A 14,344-nucleotide genomic window follows, 5' to 3' on the forward strand; every position below is an offset into this window, starting at 1 on the left:
GGTCACTGCGCTCGGCGCTGATAACCGCTCTTCAATGCGTCCACCACAAGCTCGACTGCCCGGGATGATTTGCGGCGACCAGGGTAATAGACGTGATGTCCGACGAACGTGGGAAACCAGTCTTCCAGCACCCAATTCAAGCGCCCGGCCCGGACATGCACCTCAGCCAGGTCTTTGGGCACGTACGCGAGCCCAAACCCGCCAAGCGCTGCGTCCATCATCTGGTAGACACTATTGAAGGTGAGCTGCCCTTCGACCCGCACCTGCAGTTCTCGCCGCCCCTTCCGTAGCTCCCACGGGAGCAGTGAATCTCGCGTCGGCAATCGAAGATTGATGCAGTTGTGCAGCGTTAGATCCTGCGGCGTCTTCGCCGGTGCGCTCGATTGCAGGTAGCCTGGAGAGCCCGCGATTGCCATCGTCATATCAGGCGCGATTCGCACCGCGATCATGTCTTTGGCCACCTGGTCGCCTAGCCGCACGCCGATGTCGTACCGATCCGCGACGATGTCGGCTAACCCGTAGTCATTGACCAATTCAATCTTCAGATCCGGATACTGGCGCAGCAACGGTTGCAGACGCGGCCAAACGTACGAGTTTGCCGCGTAGTCGGTGGTCGTGATCCGGACAGTTCCGCCTGGGCGGCTCGTCATCGCGCGCAAAGAATCGACCTCCGCTTCGATTTCCTGAAAGCGCGGTGCAATCGCCGCCAGTAGCCGTTCGCCTGCCTCCGTCAACGAGACACTCCGGGTAGTGCGCATCAGTAACTGAAGGCCCATCCGCTTTTCAAGGCCGGCAACCGTCCGGCTCAAGGCCGACTGCGAGACTCCCAGTTGCGCGGCCGCCCGCGTGAAGTTGCGCTCACGCGCGACGTTCATGAAGCCGACCAGATCGTTGAAATCCTCTTTCAATTAATGCTCCACAGCATAAGGGCATCCCGATATTGCCATCTAGTCGCATCAATTACCAGGAGTTAGATTAGCTGCAGTGGCATATCGCCCAGACGATACCGACGAGGAACAGTCATGGAATTGAAACGTGCGGGCACCCAGCCCTCGAAGAAAGGCCCTGAAGAATGGTTTACGGGCACGGTGCGGCTCGACCCGCTGAACGCTCCGCCTCCGCCGGCACGCGTTTCGTGCGCGAGCGTCACTTTTGAGCCGGGAGCACGGACTAACTGGCATACCCACCCGCTCGGCCAGACTTTGATCGTTACGGCCGGCTGTGGCTGGACCCAGTGCGAAGGCGAGCCGCGCGTCGAAATCCGGGCTGGTGACGTGATCTGGTGCCCGCCTGGCCACACGCATTGGCATGGCGCAACTTCGACGACCGCGATGACACATATCGCCATTCAGGAAGCGCTCGACGGCAAGAACGTCGAATGGCTGGAGAAGGTCACGGACGAGCAGTACCTCGGCAGCGGCGAGCAGGTGTAATGCGGTTCTTCGCTGCCTGTACCTCAATCGAAAGGACTGGAAACATGCAAGATCCATTGTCACAAGTTGATCTCACTCTCGTTTCTCCGGCATTCGCGCGTTATACGAGCCAGACCGTGCTCGGCGGCCTTTGGAAGAGGCCGCAACTGTCACCGCGAGACAGGAGCATCGTGACGCTGTCGGTGCTCATCGCCCGCAACCAGACCATCGAGATGCCGTTCTATCTCCGGTTGGCGCTGGATAGCGGTGTGAAGCCTGCCGAGATTTCGGAAATGATCACGCACCTCGCCTTCTATTCCGGCTGGGGAAACGCGACCGCAGCGGCTGTCGTCGCGAAGCGTATCTTCGATGAACGTGGCATCGGTATCGATCAGGTCCCTCGGGCCGAGGTCGAGCCGCTACCACTGAACGAAGTCGCAGAGCAACAGCGTGCGCAGGCGGTCGAGCAAAGCTTCGGCTCGGTCGCTCCCGGCGTTGTTCAGTACACGACCGATGTGCTGTTCCGCGACCTTTGGCTGCGTCCAGGACTCGCTCCACGCGACCGGAGCCTGGTCACGGTGAGCGCCCTGGTTGCCAGCGGTCAGGTCGCGCAGATTCCGTATCACCTCGGCCGTGCCATGGACAACGGTCTGACGAAGGACGAGGCGTCCGAAATGCTGACGCAGCTCGCCTTTTACGCAGGCTGGCCGAACGTCTTTTCGGCGATGCCCGTGTTCAAGGATGTATTCGCGAAGCGAGCGGCATAAACGTCGATGCCACAGCATCGCGAGCGTCCAGCGGGGCAGTCCGATCGGCGGCTGATGTACGGCGATGCCGAGCCCGCTCGCCGCGAAGCGTCGGGCCACACGAGAGGCCACCGTCGCGACAAGATCGGTCTCGGCGATGACGAAGGGGGCAACCAGGAATTGCGGCAGGCTCAGGGCCACGCGCCTTTCGAGCCCCAGGTTCGCGAGTTCGCGATCAACCAGACTCGCTCGGTCGCCTTCGGGAGATACCAGCAGATGCGACGCAGCCGCGAAGTCCTCAACGCTGGCGTATCAGTCGTAACGCATCGGATATCGGAACGGCAAGATCGCACGCACGCAGAGTCGGCTGGATGCCCGACGGCGCGCGAACGAACAGTTCATCGTCGAACAGTTCCCGCAAGCGGGTGAGCGCTCCGCTCATCGCCGATTGACTGAGACCAATGCGCAGTCCCGCGCGCGTTACATGACGCTCAGCATAAAGCGCGTCGAACGCCTTCAGCAGATTGAGATCAAAGCCGCCGATATCCATGTTTTCGACGATACCTGAATGACATCATCGTCGACGGCAATCATAGTCGAACCATCGGAAACCACCTCTGCATCGACGGCGCGCTCGCTCTAGTCACTCACAGGATTGCCCGCGCTAAACGCGGCCCGAACTTCGCTCACCGTCTGTTCAGGCGCTTGCAGATGCGGAAAATGGCCGAGTTCAGGAAAAATCGAAAGCTTCACACCGTTACGGTTCGCGTACTCAACGCCCATTTCCTTCTTGATATAGAAATCCTGCTCGCCCCACACCACCTTCACGGGGACTTTCAGCTTTGCCATGTTGGCTTCGAAGGAGTCCTGGTCGCGGGTGAAGTACGAGTAATAGTGGAAGAAGGCGTCTGCCGACGTGACATCACCGCCCCACCCTTTCGCCATATCGTCCTTGAACTCCTCGGACAATGCGTAGCGCTCCTTCGCCGACATGCCGCGGAAGAACGTGTTTGCCAGGATTTCGTCACGGTTCTGGTTCATCGCGGCATGGACGGCGTCAGACGATGGCTTTGACTTCAGGCCCTGCAGGCTGTCGTACATGTACTGCGGGCGGTTGAACGGGGCAAAATCGCCAACAATGATTTGCCTGGCGATATTCGGCTGCTCCAATGCTGCCAGCAGCGCAGGCAAGGCCCCGATATCGGTCGCATAAATCAACAGCTTCGCACTGTCGATGCCAGAAGTGCGGATATAGTCTTCCAGCACATGCGCATAATCCTTCGGCGCGTAGGAAAAGCGATCGGCGCCTGGACGCGAGGACTGTCCGTAGCCCGGCCAGTCAAACGCATGCACCTCGTAGTCGCTGGACAGGGATTCGGCAATCGGCTTCCACGCATACATCGTCTCCGGGAAACCATGCAGGAACAGTACCGTACCCTTTGGATGCGCGGGCCGATAGACCATATGACGCAGCTTGATGTCAGGATTGACCTGCACCTCGCCGACTTCAACCTTCGGCGCCGACGAGGATGACGTGGGCACAATGCTGCATGCTGAAATGCCCGCAGTTACCGCGGAGAAGACTGTCGTCTCCGTTACAGGTTTGAACATGATCGTGGTTCCCGTTTTAGTGCGAAATTGCGCCAGGTAAATTGCACTTCATTGCTGGGGGGAAGGCGAATTCAAAAGCTTACTCAACGGCTTCAGTGGGCCAATTGGGAGCAGTGAGAATGTCATCAAGTGCGCTTTCCCTAAAGGAAGGGCCTCAAGCATTTCATGCGCTTGAGTTACGTCGGTAACGTTCAGGATGAATGCCACCCCAGCCCGGTCTTGCAGTGAATACCACTGATCAATCTTGCCCTCGAGGTAGAGCTGCGCCGTCTCGCGAGCCTCGCTCGGAAGGAAGTGTTGGACAAGTTGCATGTCCGTGTCCGGCGGAAAGGTGCCAATCGCCAATATCTTCGTGGTTGGCGTGGTTGGCATCTGAGTGGTATGCGCCATGGAAACTCCAGCAGAAGCGACCAGCACGGACGCTGTTGTCAAATCAGGAAAAAGCCGTTTCATCATTCGGCTCCGAACAGCGGCTGAACATATTCAGCGCCGCTGCTTCCGGTCCCGTCAGATAGCAATCGCGGAAGCGCTCTTCGACGCACTCCCCCATCAGTTTCGAAAACAGCAGCATCGCATTGAGTGGGCGATGATTGATGACCACGGACTCCGTCTCGCCTTGCCCGTTCATATGCGCGACGACCACCGTCTCGATCGGCACCCCCTGGATCTGCGAGCGATAGGATTCCATATATAAACCGTCGCCAATCGTGCCCTTGTAGCTGTGATGCTGGAATTCGTACAGCGAGACCGCGTGTTTGATCACGGAGAGAATATCGGCTCGTCCTTCGATCGGACGCTTCAGCACGGAGGCTTCGAGCGTCGCGTTTTCAGCGAGGCTCGTTAGCCAGAGCGGCGGAGCGCCAGCGGATGCCATGACGGGGGCTGTGTCGTTGAATTTCATGCTGGGCGCTCCGGTTATGGTTTGCTCGTGCTGCCAGCGCCAGCGGCATCGAGCAATGCTTCGAGCGTGATGCGCGCTTTTTCGAGGCGGCGTCGCGCAAGCCGTCCAACGCCCGCGTCGCGCTCCGACTCGCCCGCCAGCAGCGCATGAATATCGGGCAGCATCCAGATCGCGCCGCGCGTCCCCCAGGCGCCATCCGGTATCTCGGTTGGGAAGACCCAGACGCGCGGCGCGACGTCGTCGAACGGCCGGTTCTCCGCGCGCGCCACTGCTTCCGTGACCTGTCTGACGAGCGAGCGGCGCGATTCGTCGGTGTATTGCCCCTCAGGTGCAGACGGAATGATCCGGTAGCGGATCGTGTTCGTGCGTTCACCGCCGATGTAGATCGCCGCAGGCCGATGAAGATGGAACACGGTGACACGCTGGGCGAGCGGACTGGCGGGATCGTACCCTTCCGCCTCGATCAGGATGTCGGTCAGTTCCTTGACGAGGCGAGCTTCGGACTCGGGCGTCAAGGCGTCCTCGGGCCACAGTGCATCGATCATTGGCATGGTTCTGCTCCTGCTTTCAGTTCATTGGATGTGGCCATGATCGGGGTTTACTGGTGCGGCCAGAAGTGGCAGCATCGCCATTATTCAGGGAATTTCAGACACGCAAATGGCCATCATCCGCATCTGGGTCTATGACGGAATCCTCGCGTCCGGCGTCGCGGGCCCTGTTGACGTCTTCAGCGCGGCCAATCGGTTCCATACTCGCAAGGCTGGAGCGGGCACGACATCCGCGCCCGTGTTCGTATGGCGGGTGGAATCACTCGACGGACATCCCGTCACGGCTGCGTCGGGTCAGACCGTTCACGTCGACGGAAAGATCGACCCGCGCAAACGGGCGGATGCCGTTCTGCTGACGGCACCGTTTTTCTCGAACATCGACGAGTTCATAGGGCGCCGCGAGCAGTTGAACGAGCTGTCTTCCGCGCTGCGGCGCCAACGCAAGGCCGGCGCCGTGCTGGCGGCTTATTGCACGGCCAATTATCTGCTCGCCGAGGCCGGCCTGCTGGATGGCCGCGCCGCAACGACGCACTGGGCGAGAGCGTCGGACTTCGGGCGCCGCTATCCGCGTGTCGAAGTTCGCGCACAGGAACTGCTGATCGAGCAGGACGGCATCATCTCTGGCGGGTCCGTGACGTCGTATCTGAATCTCGCCGTGCGGCTCGTGGAAACATTCGCCGGCGAAAAACTCGCCGCGATGACCGCGAAGGCGCTGCTGATCGACATGAACCGGACTTCGCAGGCTTCCTTTGCAACGCTTCTCGACGAACATGGGCATACCGACACGCTCGTCGCGCGCGCCCAGCAGCAGATGGAGGCTACGTTGCAGCAGGGATTCCGTTTGAGCGATCTGGCAGCGTCGCTTGCTGTCAGCGAACGCACGCTCAATCGCCGTTTTAAGGAAGCGGTCGGGCTGGCACCGTTGACGTATCTGCAAAATCTGCGCGTCGAGGTCGCAAAACGCTTGCTGGAAACGCGGCCAATTGGGCTCGAGGCGGTGAGTCAACGTGTCGGTTATGGCGATAGCAGCACATTTCGGCAATTGTTCAAGCGCAAGACCGGATTGTCCCCGAGCGAATATCAAATGCGGTTTTCGCGGGGCGCGGCGAAGAATATGAAAGCCGAATCAGCCAGCAAAACCGGCTGAGGCCTCGCCACATCACGCCACCGTCCTCGTCTCTGCCCTCCCTCTCTCCCCGCATCTTCCCTTTGTATCCCAACTTATTTGCAAATAAGATCGGGATACGCACGCTTACAAATAACCAGCTTTTGGACACGAACGGGATACGTTCATCCTCTCAAATACGCCGATCGCGAGCGGAACGCCGCGCCGCACTTCGTGAAGCTGCACGTCGCAGACTTCGCCCGCAACGCAACAGGCTGATCAACGCAGGAGATGTTTTCCATGTCAAAAGACACGCCCCAATCCTCATCGCGCCGACACTTCGTCGGTATGGCCGCCGCGGCGCTCGCCGCGGGCTCGCTGAGCCGACTCGCCTTCGCAGATACGAACCCGGCAGTCGGCAAAATCACGGAACCCGCGAACGGCGACAAGTCCGCGATTCGCCCGTTCCACGTTCACGTTCCCGACTCGCAGCTCGTCGACATGCGGCATCGCATCAAGACCACACGCTGGCCGGATCGTGAGACGGTTGCCGACGAATCGCAGGGTATTCAGCTCGCCACCATTCAGGGGCTCGCGCAATACTGGGCGACCGGCTACGACTGGCGCAAATGCGAGGCGCGGCTGAACTCGTATCCGCAGTTCGTCACCGAGATCGACGGACTCGATATCCATTTCCTCCATGTGCGCTCGAAGCACGACAACGCGATGCCGTTGATCGTGACGCACGGCTGGCCCGGCTCGGTGATCGAGCAGTTCAAGATCATCGACCCGCTCGTCGATCCTACTGCGTATGGCGTGCCGGCTTCGGATGCCTTTCATCTCGTGATTCCATCATTGCCTGGTTATGGCTTTTCGGCGCGACCTGCCACCACGGGCTGGGGTCCGGAGCGCACCGCCCGCGCGTGGGTCACGTTGATGAAGCGGCTCGGCTATGAGCGCTTCGCATCACAGGGCGGCGATCTCGGCGGCATCGTGACGAACGTCATGGCCAAACAGGCGCCGCCCGAACTGATGGGCATCCACGTGAACTTCCCTGCTTCCGTTCCCGCAGAAATTCTGAAGTCGCTGGCCGCGGGCGACGCGATGCCTGCCGGCTTATCGGACGAGGAGCAGCACGCCTATGTACAGTTGAGCGCCAACTTCAAGAAGAAGCGCGGCTACGCGTTCGAAATGGGTACACGCCCGCAGACGCTGTACGGCCTCGCCGACTCGCCCGTCGCGCTGGCGTCGTGGCTGCTCGACCACGGCGATGGCTACGGGCAGCCTGCTGCGGCATTGAGCGCGGCCGTGCTCGGACATCCCGTCAACGGTCATTCGGCAGGCGCGCTAACCCGCGATGACGTACTCGACGACATCACACTCTATTGGCTCACCAATACGGGGGTTTCGGCGGCGCGCTTCTATTGGGAATCGCACGCGAACTTCTTCCTCGCGGCCGACGTCAATGTGCCTGCCGCTGTGAGCGCGTTTCCGGGAGAAAATTACCAGGCGCCGCAGAGCTGGACCGAAAAGGCCTATCACAACCTGATTTACTTCAACAAGCCCGAAACGGGCGGGCACTTCGCGGCATGGGAAGAACCGATGATCTTCGCGAATGAAGTGCGCACAGGATTAAGGCCTTTGCGCGCCTGAAGTGCGAAGGTGCAACGCACGATCCCGGGACCTCGCGAATGCTGTATTCGCTATCGGGATACGAAAGGGCACCGGCTCACGGTACCCGGGGAAGGCTAGCGACCGGCGCTCTGCCCGCCGTCGACGTGCAGAATTGCTCCCGTGATGAACGGTGCCGAATCAAGGAAGAGAATCGCGTCGACGATATCGCTCATCTCGCCCATGCGCCCCAGCGGATGAAAGGCGCCCAGCGCCTCATGTGTTTCCGGCGCGTGCATCGGCGACTTGATGATCCCCGGCGCGACCGCATTCACGCGAATCCCTTTCCTCGCGTACTCGATCGCCAGGGCCTGTTCACGCTAATAACGGGCTTGCGCTGGCCGCCAGAAGGGCCGAGCGCAATATCAAGCAAAACGCGGACATGCTGATTCTGCTTTCGCATCGACCTGACATCACCCCTCTTCAGTTTGCGCCAGCCACTCGTCCAGGCTCACGCGGCCGATCCGCGCCTCGCCGAGCGGTACGAGCGACTGCTCCTCGACGCGGCCGCCGTAATAGCGCGCACCCTGATCCGTCACAACAGGGCGCGGGTCGCTGACGGACTTCAGATAACGTCTGATGATGGCGGCAAACGGTTCACGGTCCGGGCCCGCGATATCGACTGTGCCGTTCAGTGGCGTGGCGAGAGCGACCTGCGCGAGGATCGCTGCGACGTCGTCCGCGGCTATCGGCTGGAACAGTCCGTCCCCAACGCGCACCGTCCCGCCTTCTGTGCCGGAATCAGCAATCGCGCCGATGAATTCCATGAACTGGGTCGCGCGCACGATCGTATAGGGCACGCCCGCCGCTTCAATCGCCTCTTCCTGCGCGACCTTGGCAACGAAATACGCATTTTCCGGCGTGCGGTCGCAGCCGACGATGGAAAGCGCGACGTGATGGCGTACCCCTGCAGCCACTTCGGCTTTGCCGAGGTTGCGCGTCGAGGTGCGGAAAAAGTCGAGCACCGCCTGAGGCTCCCAGGAAGGCGCGTTCGCCACATCCACTACGACGTCCGCGCCCGCTAGCGCGTTGCTCAGACCTTCCCCCGTCACGGCGTTCACACCGGTACGCGGCGACGCAGCAAGTGCCTCATGACCCGCCTCGCCGAGCAGCGTGACGAGGCGCGAGCCGATCAGGCCGGAACCACCGATTACGACGATCTTCATGGCACATTCTCCGGATCAGAGTCAGTTGACACGGGCAGGCGACTGGCGGCCGTTGCATCGCGGCAAAGAACTCGCCGCCGTCGCATCGTGTGAGGCTATTGTGAGAAGATCATGAACTATCGAAAAGTGCCAAGAATTGTCGATCGGACCAGGACATCCTGATTCCGGTCTGCTCGCCGGCAAGACTGTGATGACCGTATCGCCTACCGCATTCACCGTCGATATCGATCGGCAGCTCCAGTTGCCGATCTACCTGCAGATCTGCGCGCGCTTCAGAACCGCGATCGCCGCAGGGCATCTGCGTCCAGGCGATCGCGTGCCCGCGCTGCGCAGCCTCGCTACGCAACTGAACACGGCGCGCGGCACGGTTGAACTGGCGTATACGGTCCTCGTCGACGAAGGCTACCTCCAGATGCGCGGTGCGGCTGGCACGTTCGTGTCGCCCTCGCTGCCCGCTTCAGTGACGCGCTCGCGTACGCAAAGCACAAAGAGTTCGAACAGCACGCAGAGCGTTAAAGCGGCTGCCGCAGCTCAGACGCCAGCCGAATCGCACGGCGCTCGACCGGCGCCGCGCCAGCTTGCCATTGCCGCCGCCATGAGCGGTGAGCCCCGGCCGTTGCAACCCGGGCTGCCCGCGCTTGACGCGTTTCCGCTCAAGGTTTGGAATCGTCTCGTTTCGCATCGCGCGCGCAGCGGCGAGCGCGCGATGCTCGCGTACCCGGATCCTGTCGGCTACCGGCCGCTTCGCGAACACATCGCCACGTATCTTGGGCTGTCGCGCGGGGTGACCTGCCTGCCGGACCAGGTGTTCGTGACGGGCGGCTACCGTGCGACGCTCGAGCTCGTGTTGCGCAGCCTCGCCCGCCCGAACGACAGCGTGTGGTACGAAGATCCGGGCTATCTGCTCGCGCGCGGTTTTCTCGCCGAAACCGGCGTGCGGCTCGTCGCAGTGCCGGTGGACGAAGATGGGATCGACGTCGAACACGGCACACGGCTGGATCCGCAGGCGCGCTTCGCGCTGGTCACGCCGTCGCACCAGAGCCCGCTCGGGCACACGTTATCGCTCCCCCGACGCATGGCGTTGCTGGGCTGGGCAGAGCAAGCGTCCAGCTGGATCGTCGAAGACGATTACGACAGCGAGTTCCGCTATCTGGGCCGGCCATTGCCGGCATTGAAGAGCCTCGATCGTCGCGATCACGTGATCTACTGCGGCACATTCAGCAAGGTGATGTTTCCCGGCTTGCGGCTCGCGTATGCGGTGGTGCCGGAGCGGGCCGTCGAGCGCGTCGGGCGGGTGGCGCGCAGCATGAACGCCGGATCGCCAACCCTGTTGCAGGCCGCTTTGGCCGACTTCATCGAGCGGGGGCATTTTGCGCGACATCTGAAGCGCATGCGTGCGTTATACGCCGAGCGGCGCGTGCTGATCGTGCGCGCGTTGGAGCAGGCGTTCGGCGAACGGCTGATCGTCGAACTGCCGCCAGGGGGAATCCAGTTCGCGGCACAGTTCGTCGAGGGCCCTGATGGCCCGGTCGACGACGTCGCGGTTGCGGCGCGCGCCCGCGAAGCGGGGCTCGCCGTTCTGCCGCTCTCGGTCTGGTACGCGAATGGTCGCACGCGTAGCACGTCGCGTGGCGTTGTGATGGGCTTCGCAAACATCGCCGATGCAGGTGAAGCGGGCCACCTCGCGCGGAGCTTGCGCGCCTGTCTGGGCGGCTAACGAGCGGCGAAGGTCCAGGTCTCTACCACTCATCACGCTCGCGCGCGGCGTCGTACCCAAAATGAGGACAGCCGCGCGCGAACGCCGACGCATACTGCACCGATAACGCAAGCAAACTGGAGACACGCATGACCCGCCCGTTCAAGCCCTATCCGTTCGCCCCGCGCCGCTATCCGGCCGTGGTGCCGCCGCTCATCGACGGACGCGATCCACAAGCGCGCGCCGTCGCGATCGTCGGCGGCGGTCCGGTCGGCATGACGCTCGCGCTTGCACTCGCGCGCCAGGGCGTGCGCTCGGTGCTGATCGAGGCCGACGACAGCGTGTGCACCGGCAGCCGCGCGATCTGCATCTCGCGACGCAGCCTCGAAATCTTCAAGCGGCTGGGCGTCGTCGACGGTTTTCTGCAAAAGGGGCTGGCGTGGACCGGCGGGCGCAGTTTCTATCGCGACACCGAGGTGTTCCGCTTCGCGATGCATCAGGACGACGAGCAGTCGCTGCCGCCGATGATCAATATCGCGCAGTATCAGATCGAGCAGTTGCTGCTCGACGAGATCGAACGGCACGCCGATCTGATCGACGTGCGCTGGCAAACGCGTGTGACGGGCCTCGAGCAACGGGCGCAGGGCGGCGCGACCTTGACCTTGCGCAGCGCCGATCCTGCCGATCCGCAAGGCAAAAGCTGGCAGATGGACGCTGCGTGGGTCGTCGCCTGCGACGGCGGACGCAGCACGATCCGCGACCTGCTCGGGCTGAAGCTCACAGGCACGACCTACGAAGGCCGCTACGTGATCGTCGATATCGAACTCGACAGCACGCGCGCGACCGAACGGCTCGCGTACTTCGATCCGCCGTCGAATCCGGGCTCGACGGTGCTCGTGCACAAGCAGCCTGACAACGTGTGGCGCATCGACTATCAGTTACGCGACGACGAAGACCCCGACGCCGCCGTGCTGCCCGAGAACGTGATACCGCGCGTGCAAAACTTGCTCGACTCGATGGGCGAAGCCGGCGCATGGTCGCCGATCTGGATCACGATCTACAAGGCCAATGCGCTGACGCTCGAACGCTATCGGCATGGCAGCGTGCTATTCGCGGGCGACGCCGCGCATCTGGTGCCGATCTTCGGCGTGCGCGGCGCGAACTCCGGCATCGACGACGCCGACAATCTCGGCTGGAAGCTCGGCTGCGTGATCAATGGGAGCGCGTCGTCAGTGCTGCTCGATAGCTATAGCGACGAACGTGTGTACGCGGCGCGCGAGAACCTGAGCTACGGCATGAAAAGTACCGAATTCATGGCGCCGCCGACCTTCGCGTTCGACTTGCTGCGCACGGCCGTGCTCGGGCTCGCCGAGCGGCATGCGGCGGTGCGGCCGCTGATCAATCCGCGCCAGACGCATGCGATCGCGTATCGGCAATCGCCGCTGAACTTCGCAGGCGACGGAGCCGATGCGTTCGATCGCGGCCCCGCGCCGGGTACCGTGCTGACCGAGGGCAGGCTGCTCAAACAATCGCAAGATGGCGCACGGCTCGGCATTCATCTAACCGATCTGCTCGGACCGTGCTTCACGGCGCTGCGCTTCGACGCAGACCACGCGAACGATGGTGACGCGTGGCGGCAACTGCAAAGCACGCTAGCCAGCCGGGACATTCCGTTCAACGTGATCGACATCGTCACGGCCGAAGCGCAATCGGCAAACAGCCCGCGAGCGATCGACCCAACCGGCCGCCTGCACGACATGCTCGGCGCACGGCCCGGCACCGTCTATCTGATCCGCCCCGACGGCCACGTGCTCGCGCGCTGGCGCAACGGCAGCGCGGTGGCCGTTCTGCGCGCGCTCGATGCCACGCTGACACAGCAGAACTAACGCGCAAGGACCTTCGACATCATGACCGATTCCGATCTCGACCTCGTCTATACGACGCTGTGCAACACGCTGACCCACGAAGGCGAGGCGCAGGCGTCGCTGTATCTCGCGCGCCTCGCGCTCTTGTGCCTGACCGAACTCGACGACTCGCGGCGCGCGTTGTCGTTGATCGAAGCGGCGAAGCTGCCGGCTGCCGCCACGGCCTGGCGCGGGTAAAAGAAACCGCCTCCCTGGAGGCGGTAACGGGTGGATCATTCTGAGTCGCGTCTGCGTCGTCAATCGCGGTACTCGTCAATCTCGATGGTCCCGCCGAGGGCTTCCATCATCGCGCGGATATCCTGTGGAATATCCGGCGCGCGATCTCCGCTTTGATTGCGCCAGTAGCAGAAAAAGCGAAGTCTCACGCCTTTTTCGGCGACGACTTTTGGAAGATCGCCGCGAGTAAGATTTAGTCTTTGGGTGAGATAGCGAAGATGCGGGCTGAGGTCATCGCTGTGTACGTGCCGCTTGCTGCTCACGCCCCACAAGCCGACACGTCCGGGACCGCCAAGACGCCCTGATGGCGTCACAAAGGGCTCTCCTTTCGCTATGGCCGTGTCGGGCGACAATCCAAAATACTCTGTCCAGAAAGTGGGCTCGACTGCATCGCCCATAACGTGAAACGTCGCGTATGCAAGAGGGAGATTTGTCATTGGCGGCCCCCAGTTAGTTAGCCCAATCGTGAAAGTTTGCGATGTAGTCACCGTTAAAATACACATCGCCGTTGTCATGCCAGATGACGTTATCGGCAGGCCCAAGCCCGTTGTCGGGCTTGAACCTGTGGAGAATTTCCCCGAAAGTGTCCTGGTGATACCCAAGCATCTTTGCAGCATAGCGAGGGTTGTTCGTCGATTTCGCGAGCTGTTCAATGTCATCGCTCAACGCATCCGGCTTGTAGACGAACGGTTGTGCACCGCCGAGATTTTGCGGCACGCCTGGGCTGTTGCCATAGAGCGAGCTGGCGATGTCGGCGTCGGCCGGTTGTTGTGCGCGCGCGGACGCTGCCGTGGAACTCCTTTCCCGCTGCTCCCGTATCGCCCGCACACACTTGCGCATCTCGTCCCGGTCAGGCACAAAGAGCAGGCTACCGTTCTTCACTTCGTTGTAGAGGGCCTTTGCTACAGCATGGTCGTTCATCCTGTTCATGTGAAAGACGTTATTGCTTCGGCCGAGCATGTCGCGCAATTCGTGCGACTGATGGGACAGCAGCACGGAGGGGGCGTATTGCAGCCACGCTGCGTGCGCCTCCGCCATGCCCTGCATGATGTCGCTGAGTGTCTCGCGGGGTTCGCGGGCCCGCAATGCAAAATGGAACCACCGGTCAACGTCCAACATATGGGGAGACTCGATGTGAAGGTAGAACGATTTGTTCAGGCTCCACCAAAAGAACTGTCCGTGTCGCCTTTCGCGAATGTCGCGATGAGAGCCGTCAGAAAGTGAAGTCATCGTGCCTCACAGTCAGTTGAGGAAGCGCGATTGTGCATCAAGTCATCATCCCAAAAAACCCCGGCTTGATCTGGTAGCAGGCGCACGTCAAACGTAACCTTGACGTGTTTACGCTTC

Annotated in this window: 16 protein-coding genes and 1 pseudogene; 7 read left to right on the forward strand and 10 right to left on the reverse strand. The window is 61.7% G+C overall.

Annotated elements, in window-relative coordinates; genetic code table 11:
• Positions 1-2: 2 nt before the first annotated feature.
• The gene (locus tag F6X40_RS12885) at positions 3-908 is read right to left on the reverse strand and encodes a LysR family transcriptional regulator (protein WP_187628122.1); all 906 of its coding nucleotides are present in this window, start codon (positions 906-908) and stop codon (positions 3-5) included.
• A 114-nt stretch (positions 909-1,022) separates the two neighbouring features.
• On the opposite strand from F6X40_RS12885, the gene F6X40_RS12890 reads away from it, so the two are divergent.
• On the forward strand, positions 1,023-1,433 hold the full coding sequence (locus F6X40_RS12890; protein WP_187628123.1) for a cupin domain-containing protein: 411 nt from the start codon (positions 1,023-1,025) through the stop codon (positions 1,431-1,433).
• Between the two features lie 44 nt (positions 1,434-1,477).
• Positions 1,478-2,179: a carboxymuconolactone decarboxylase family protein gene (locus F6X40_RS12895; RefSeq protein WP_187628168.1), complete on the forward strand. Its 702-nt coding sequence runs from the start codon at positions 1,478-1,480 to the stop codon at positions 2,177-2,179.
• Positions 2,180-2,456: 277 nt separating this feature from the next.
• Here the strand turns inward: F6X40_RS12895 and F6X40_RS41845 are convergent, their stop codons facing one another.
• The 5 genes from F6X40_RS41845 to F6X40_RS12920 form a co-directional block, all read right to left on the reverse strand.
• Complete coding sequence (locus F6X40_RS41845; RefSeq protein WP_222946057.1) at positions 2,457-2,708, reverse strand: LysR family transcriptional regulator; 252 nt, start codon at positions 2,706-2,708, stop codon at positions 2,457-2,459.
• 89 nt (positions 2,709-2,797) lie between these two features.
• Positions 2,798-3,769, reverse strand: a complete 972-nt coding sequence (locus F6X40_RS12905) for an alpha/beta fold hydrolase (RefSeq protein ID WP_187628124.1) — start codon at positions 3,767-3,769, stop codon at positions 2,798-2,800.
• Between the two features lie 48 nt (positions 3,770-3,817).
• A complete protein-coding gene (locus F6X40_RS12910; protein WP_262421450.1) occupies positions 3,818-4,225 on the reverse strand; it encodes a hypothetical protein in 408 nt (135 codons plus the stop codon).
• The gene (locus F6X40_RS12915; RefSeq protein WP_187628125.1) at positions 4,203-4,670 is read right to left on the reverse strand and encodes a hypothetical protein; all 468 of its coding nucleotides are present in this window, start codon (positions 4,668-4,670) and stop codon (positions 4,203-4,205) included. Before F6X40_RS12915 ends, F6X40_RS12910 begins: the two co-directional genes overlap by 23 nt.
• 14 nt (positions 4,671-4,684) lie before the next feature.
• On the reverse strand, positions 4,685-5,221 hold the full coding sequence (locus F6X40_RS12920; RefSeq protein ID WP_187628126.1) for a tautomerase family protein: 537 nt from the start codon (positions 5,219-5,221) through the stop codon (positions 4,685-4,687).
• A gap of 106 nt (positions 5,222-5,327) precedes the next feature.
• Here F6X40_RS12920 and F6X40_RS12925 point away from each other — a divergent pair, with 106 nt between their 5' ends.
• Both F6X40_RS12925 and F6X40_RS12930 read left to right on the forward strand, forming a co-directional pair.
• Positions 5,328-6,365 carry a GlxA family transcriptional regulator gene (locus F6X40_RS12925; protein WP_187628127.1) on the forward strand — a complete coding sequence of 346 codons (1,038 nt, stop codon included), beginning with the start codon at positions 5,328-5,330 and terminating at the stop codon, positions 6,363-6,365.
• A gap of 258 nt (positions 6,366-6,623) precedes the next feature.
• Entirely contained in the window at positions 6,624-7,976 is a 1,353-nt protein-coding gene (locus tag F6X40_RS12930; protein WP_184062379.1) for an epoxide hydrolase family protein, read from the forward strand.
• A 95-nt stretch (positions 7,977-8,071) separates the two neighbouring features.
• On the opposite strand, the pseudogene F6X40_RS12935 reads toward F6X40_RS12930, so the two are convergent.
• Positions 8,072-8,308, reverse strand: a pseudogene (locus F6X40_RS12935) (SDR family NAD(P)-dependent oxidoreductase); the annotation flags it as partial.
• Between the two features lie 99 nt (positions 8,309-8,407).
• The gene (locus tag F6X40_RS12940; RefSeq protein WP_187628128.1) at positions 8,408-9,160 is read right to left on the reverse strand and encodes an SDR family oxidoreductase; all 753 of its coding nucleotides are present in this window, start codon (positions 9,158-9,160) and stop codon (positions 8,408-8,410) included.
• A gap of 190 nt (positions 9,161-9,350) precedes the next feature.
• On the opposite strand from F6X40_RS12940, the gene F6X40_RS12945 reads away from it, so the two are divergent.
• From F6X40_RS12945 to F6X40_RS12955, 3 genes are all read left to right on the forward strand, one after another.
• Positions 9,351-10,877, forward strand: a complete 1,527-nt coding sequence (locus tag F6X40_RS12945) for a PLP-dependent aminotransferase family protein (protein WP_187628129.1) — start codon at positions 9,351-9,353, stop codon at positions 10,875-10,877.
• 128 nt (positions 10,878-11,005) lie between these two features.
• Complete coding sequence (locus F6X40_RS12950; protein WP_187628130.1) at positions 11,006-12,742, forward strand: FAD-dependent oxidoreductase; 1,737 nt, start codon at positions 11,006-11,008, stop codon at positions 12,740-12,742.
• 21 nt (positions 12,743-12,763) lie between these two features.
• The gene (locus F6X40_RS12955; RefSeq protein ID WP_090809820.1) at positions 12,764-12,958 is read left to right on the forward strand and encodes a hypothetical protein; all 195 of its coding nucleotides are present in this window, start codon (positions 12,764-12,766) and stop codon (positions 12,956-12,958) included.
• Between the two features lie 59 nt (positions 12,959-13,017).
• On the opposite strand, the gene F6X40_RS12960 is transcribed toward F6X40_RS12955, so the two are convergent.
• Positions 13,018-13,434, reverse strand: a complete 417-nt coding sequence (locus tag F6X40_RS12960) for a DUF4279 domain-containing protein (RefSeq protein WP_187619227.1) — start codon at positions 13,432-13,434, stop codon at positions 13,018-13,020.
• Between the two features lie 13 nt (positions 13,435-13,447).
• A complete protein-coding gene (locus F6X40_RS42265; RefSeq protein ID WP_262421451.1) occupies positions 13,448-14,227 on the reverse strand; it encodes a hypothetical protein in 780 nt (259 codons plus the stop codon).
• Positions 14,228-14,344: the final 117 nt, after the last annotated feature.

It is taken from the genome of Paraburkholderia sp. UCT31 (assembly GCF_014397655.1).
GTDB lineage: Bacteria > Pseudomonadota > Gammaproteobacteria > Burkholderiales > Burkholderiaceae > Paraburkholderia > Paraburkholderia tuberum.

Coding starts and splice junctions, on each gene's coding strand:
- F6X40_RS12890 (WP_187628123.1), top strand. CDS start 1,023: ATGGAATTGAAACGTGCGGGCACCCAGCCCTCGAAGAAAGGCCCTGAA.
- F6X40_RS12895 (WP_187628168.1), top strand. CDS start 1,478: ATGCAAGATCCATTGTCACAAGTTGATCTCACTCTCGTTTCTCCGGCA.
- F6X40_RS41845 (WP_222946057.1), bottom strand. CDS start 2,708: ATGGATATCGGCGGCTTTGATCTCAATCTGCTGAAGGCGTTCGACGCG.
- F6X40_RS12905 (WP_187628124.1), bottom strand. CDS start 3,769: ATGTTCAAACCTGTAACGGAGACGACAGTCTTCTCCGCGGTAACTGCG.
- F6X40_RS12910 (WP_262421450.1), bottom strand. CDS start 4,225: ATGATGAAACGGCTTTTTCCTGATTTGACAACAGCGTCCGTGCTGGTC.
- F6X40_RS12915 (WP_187628125.1), bottom strand. CDS start 4,670: ATGAAATTCAACGACACAGCCCCCGTCATGGCATCCGCTGGCGCTCCG.
- F6X40_RS12920 (WP_187628126.1), bottom strand. CDS start 5,221: ATGCCAATGATCGATGCACTGTGGCCCGAGGACGCCTTGACGCCCGAG.
- F6X40_RS12925 (WP_187628127.1), top strand. CDS start 5,328: ATGGCCATCATCCGCATCTGGGTCTATGACGGAATCCTCGCGTCCGGC.
- F6X40_RS12930 (WP_184062379.1), top strand. CDS start 6,624: ATGTCAAAAGACACGCCCCAATCCTCATCGCGCCGACACTTCGTCGGT.
- F6X40_RS12940 (WP_187628128.1), bottom strand. CDS start 9,160: ATGAAGATCGTCGTAATCGGTGGTTCCGGCCTGATCGGCTCGCGCCTC.
- F6X40_RS12945 (WP_187628129.1), top strand. CDS start 9,351: ATGACCGTATCGCCTACCGCATTCACCGTCGATATCGATCGGCAGCTC.
- F6X40_RS12950 (WP_187628130.1), top strand. CDS start 11,006: ATGACCCGCCCGTTCAAGCCCTATCCGTTCGCCCCGCGCCGCTATCCG.
- F6X40_RS12955 (WP_090809820.1), top strand. CDS start 12,764: ATGACCGATTCCGATCTCGACCTCGTCTATACGACGCTGTGCAACACG.
- F6X40_RS12960 (WP_187619227.1), bottom strand. CDS start 13,434: ATGACAAATCTCCCTCTTGCATACGCGACGTTTCACGTTATGGGCGAT.
- F6X40_RS42265 (WP_262421451.1), bottom strand. CDS start 14,227: ATGACTTCACTTTCTGACGGCTCTCATCGCGACATTCGCGAAAGGCGA.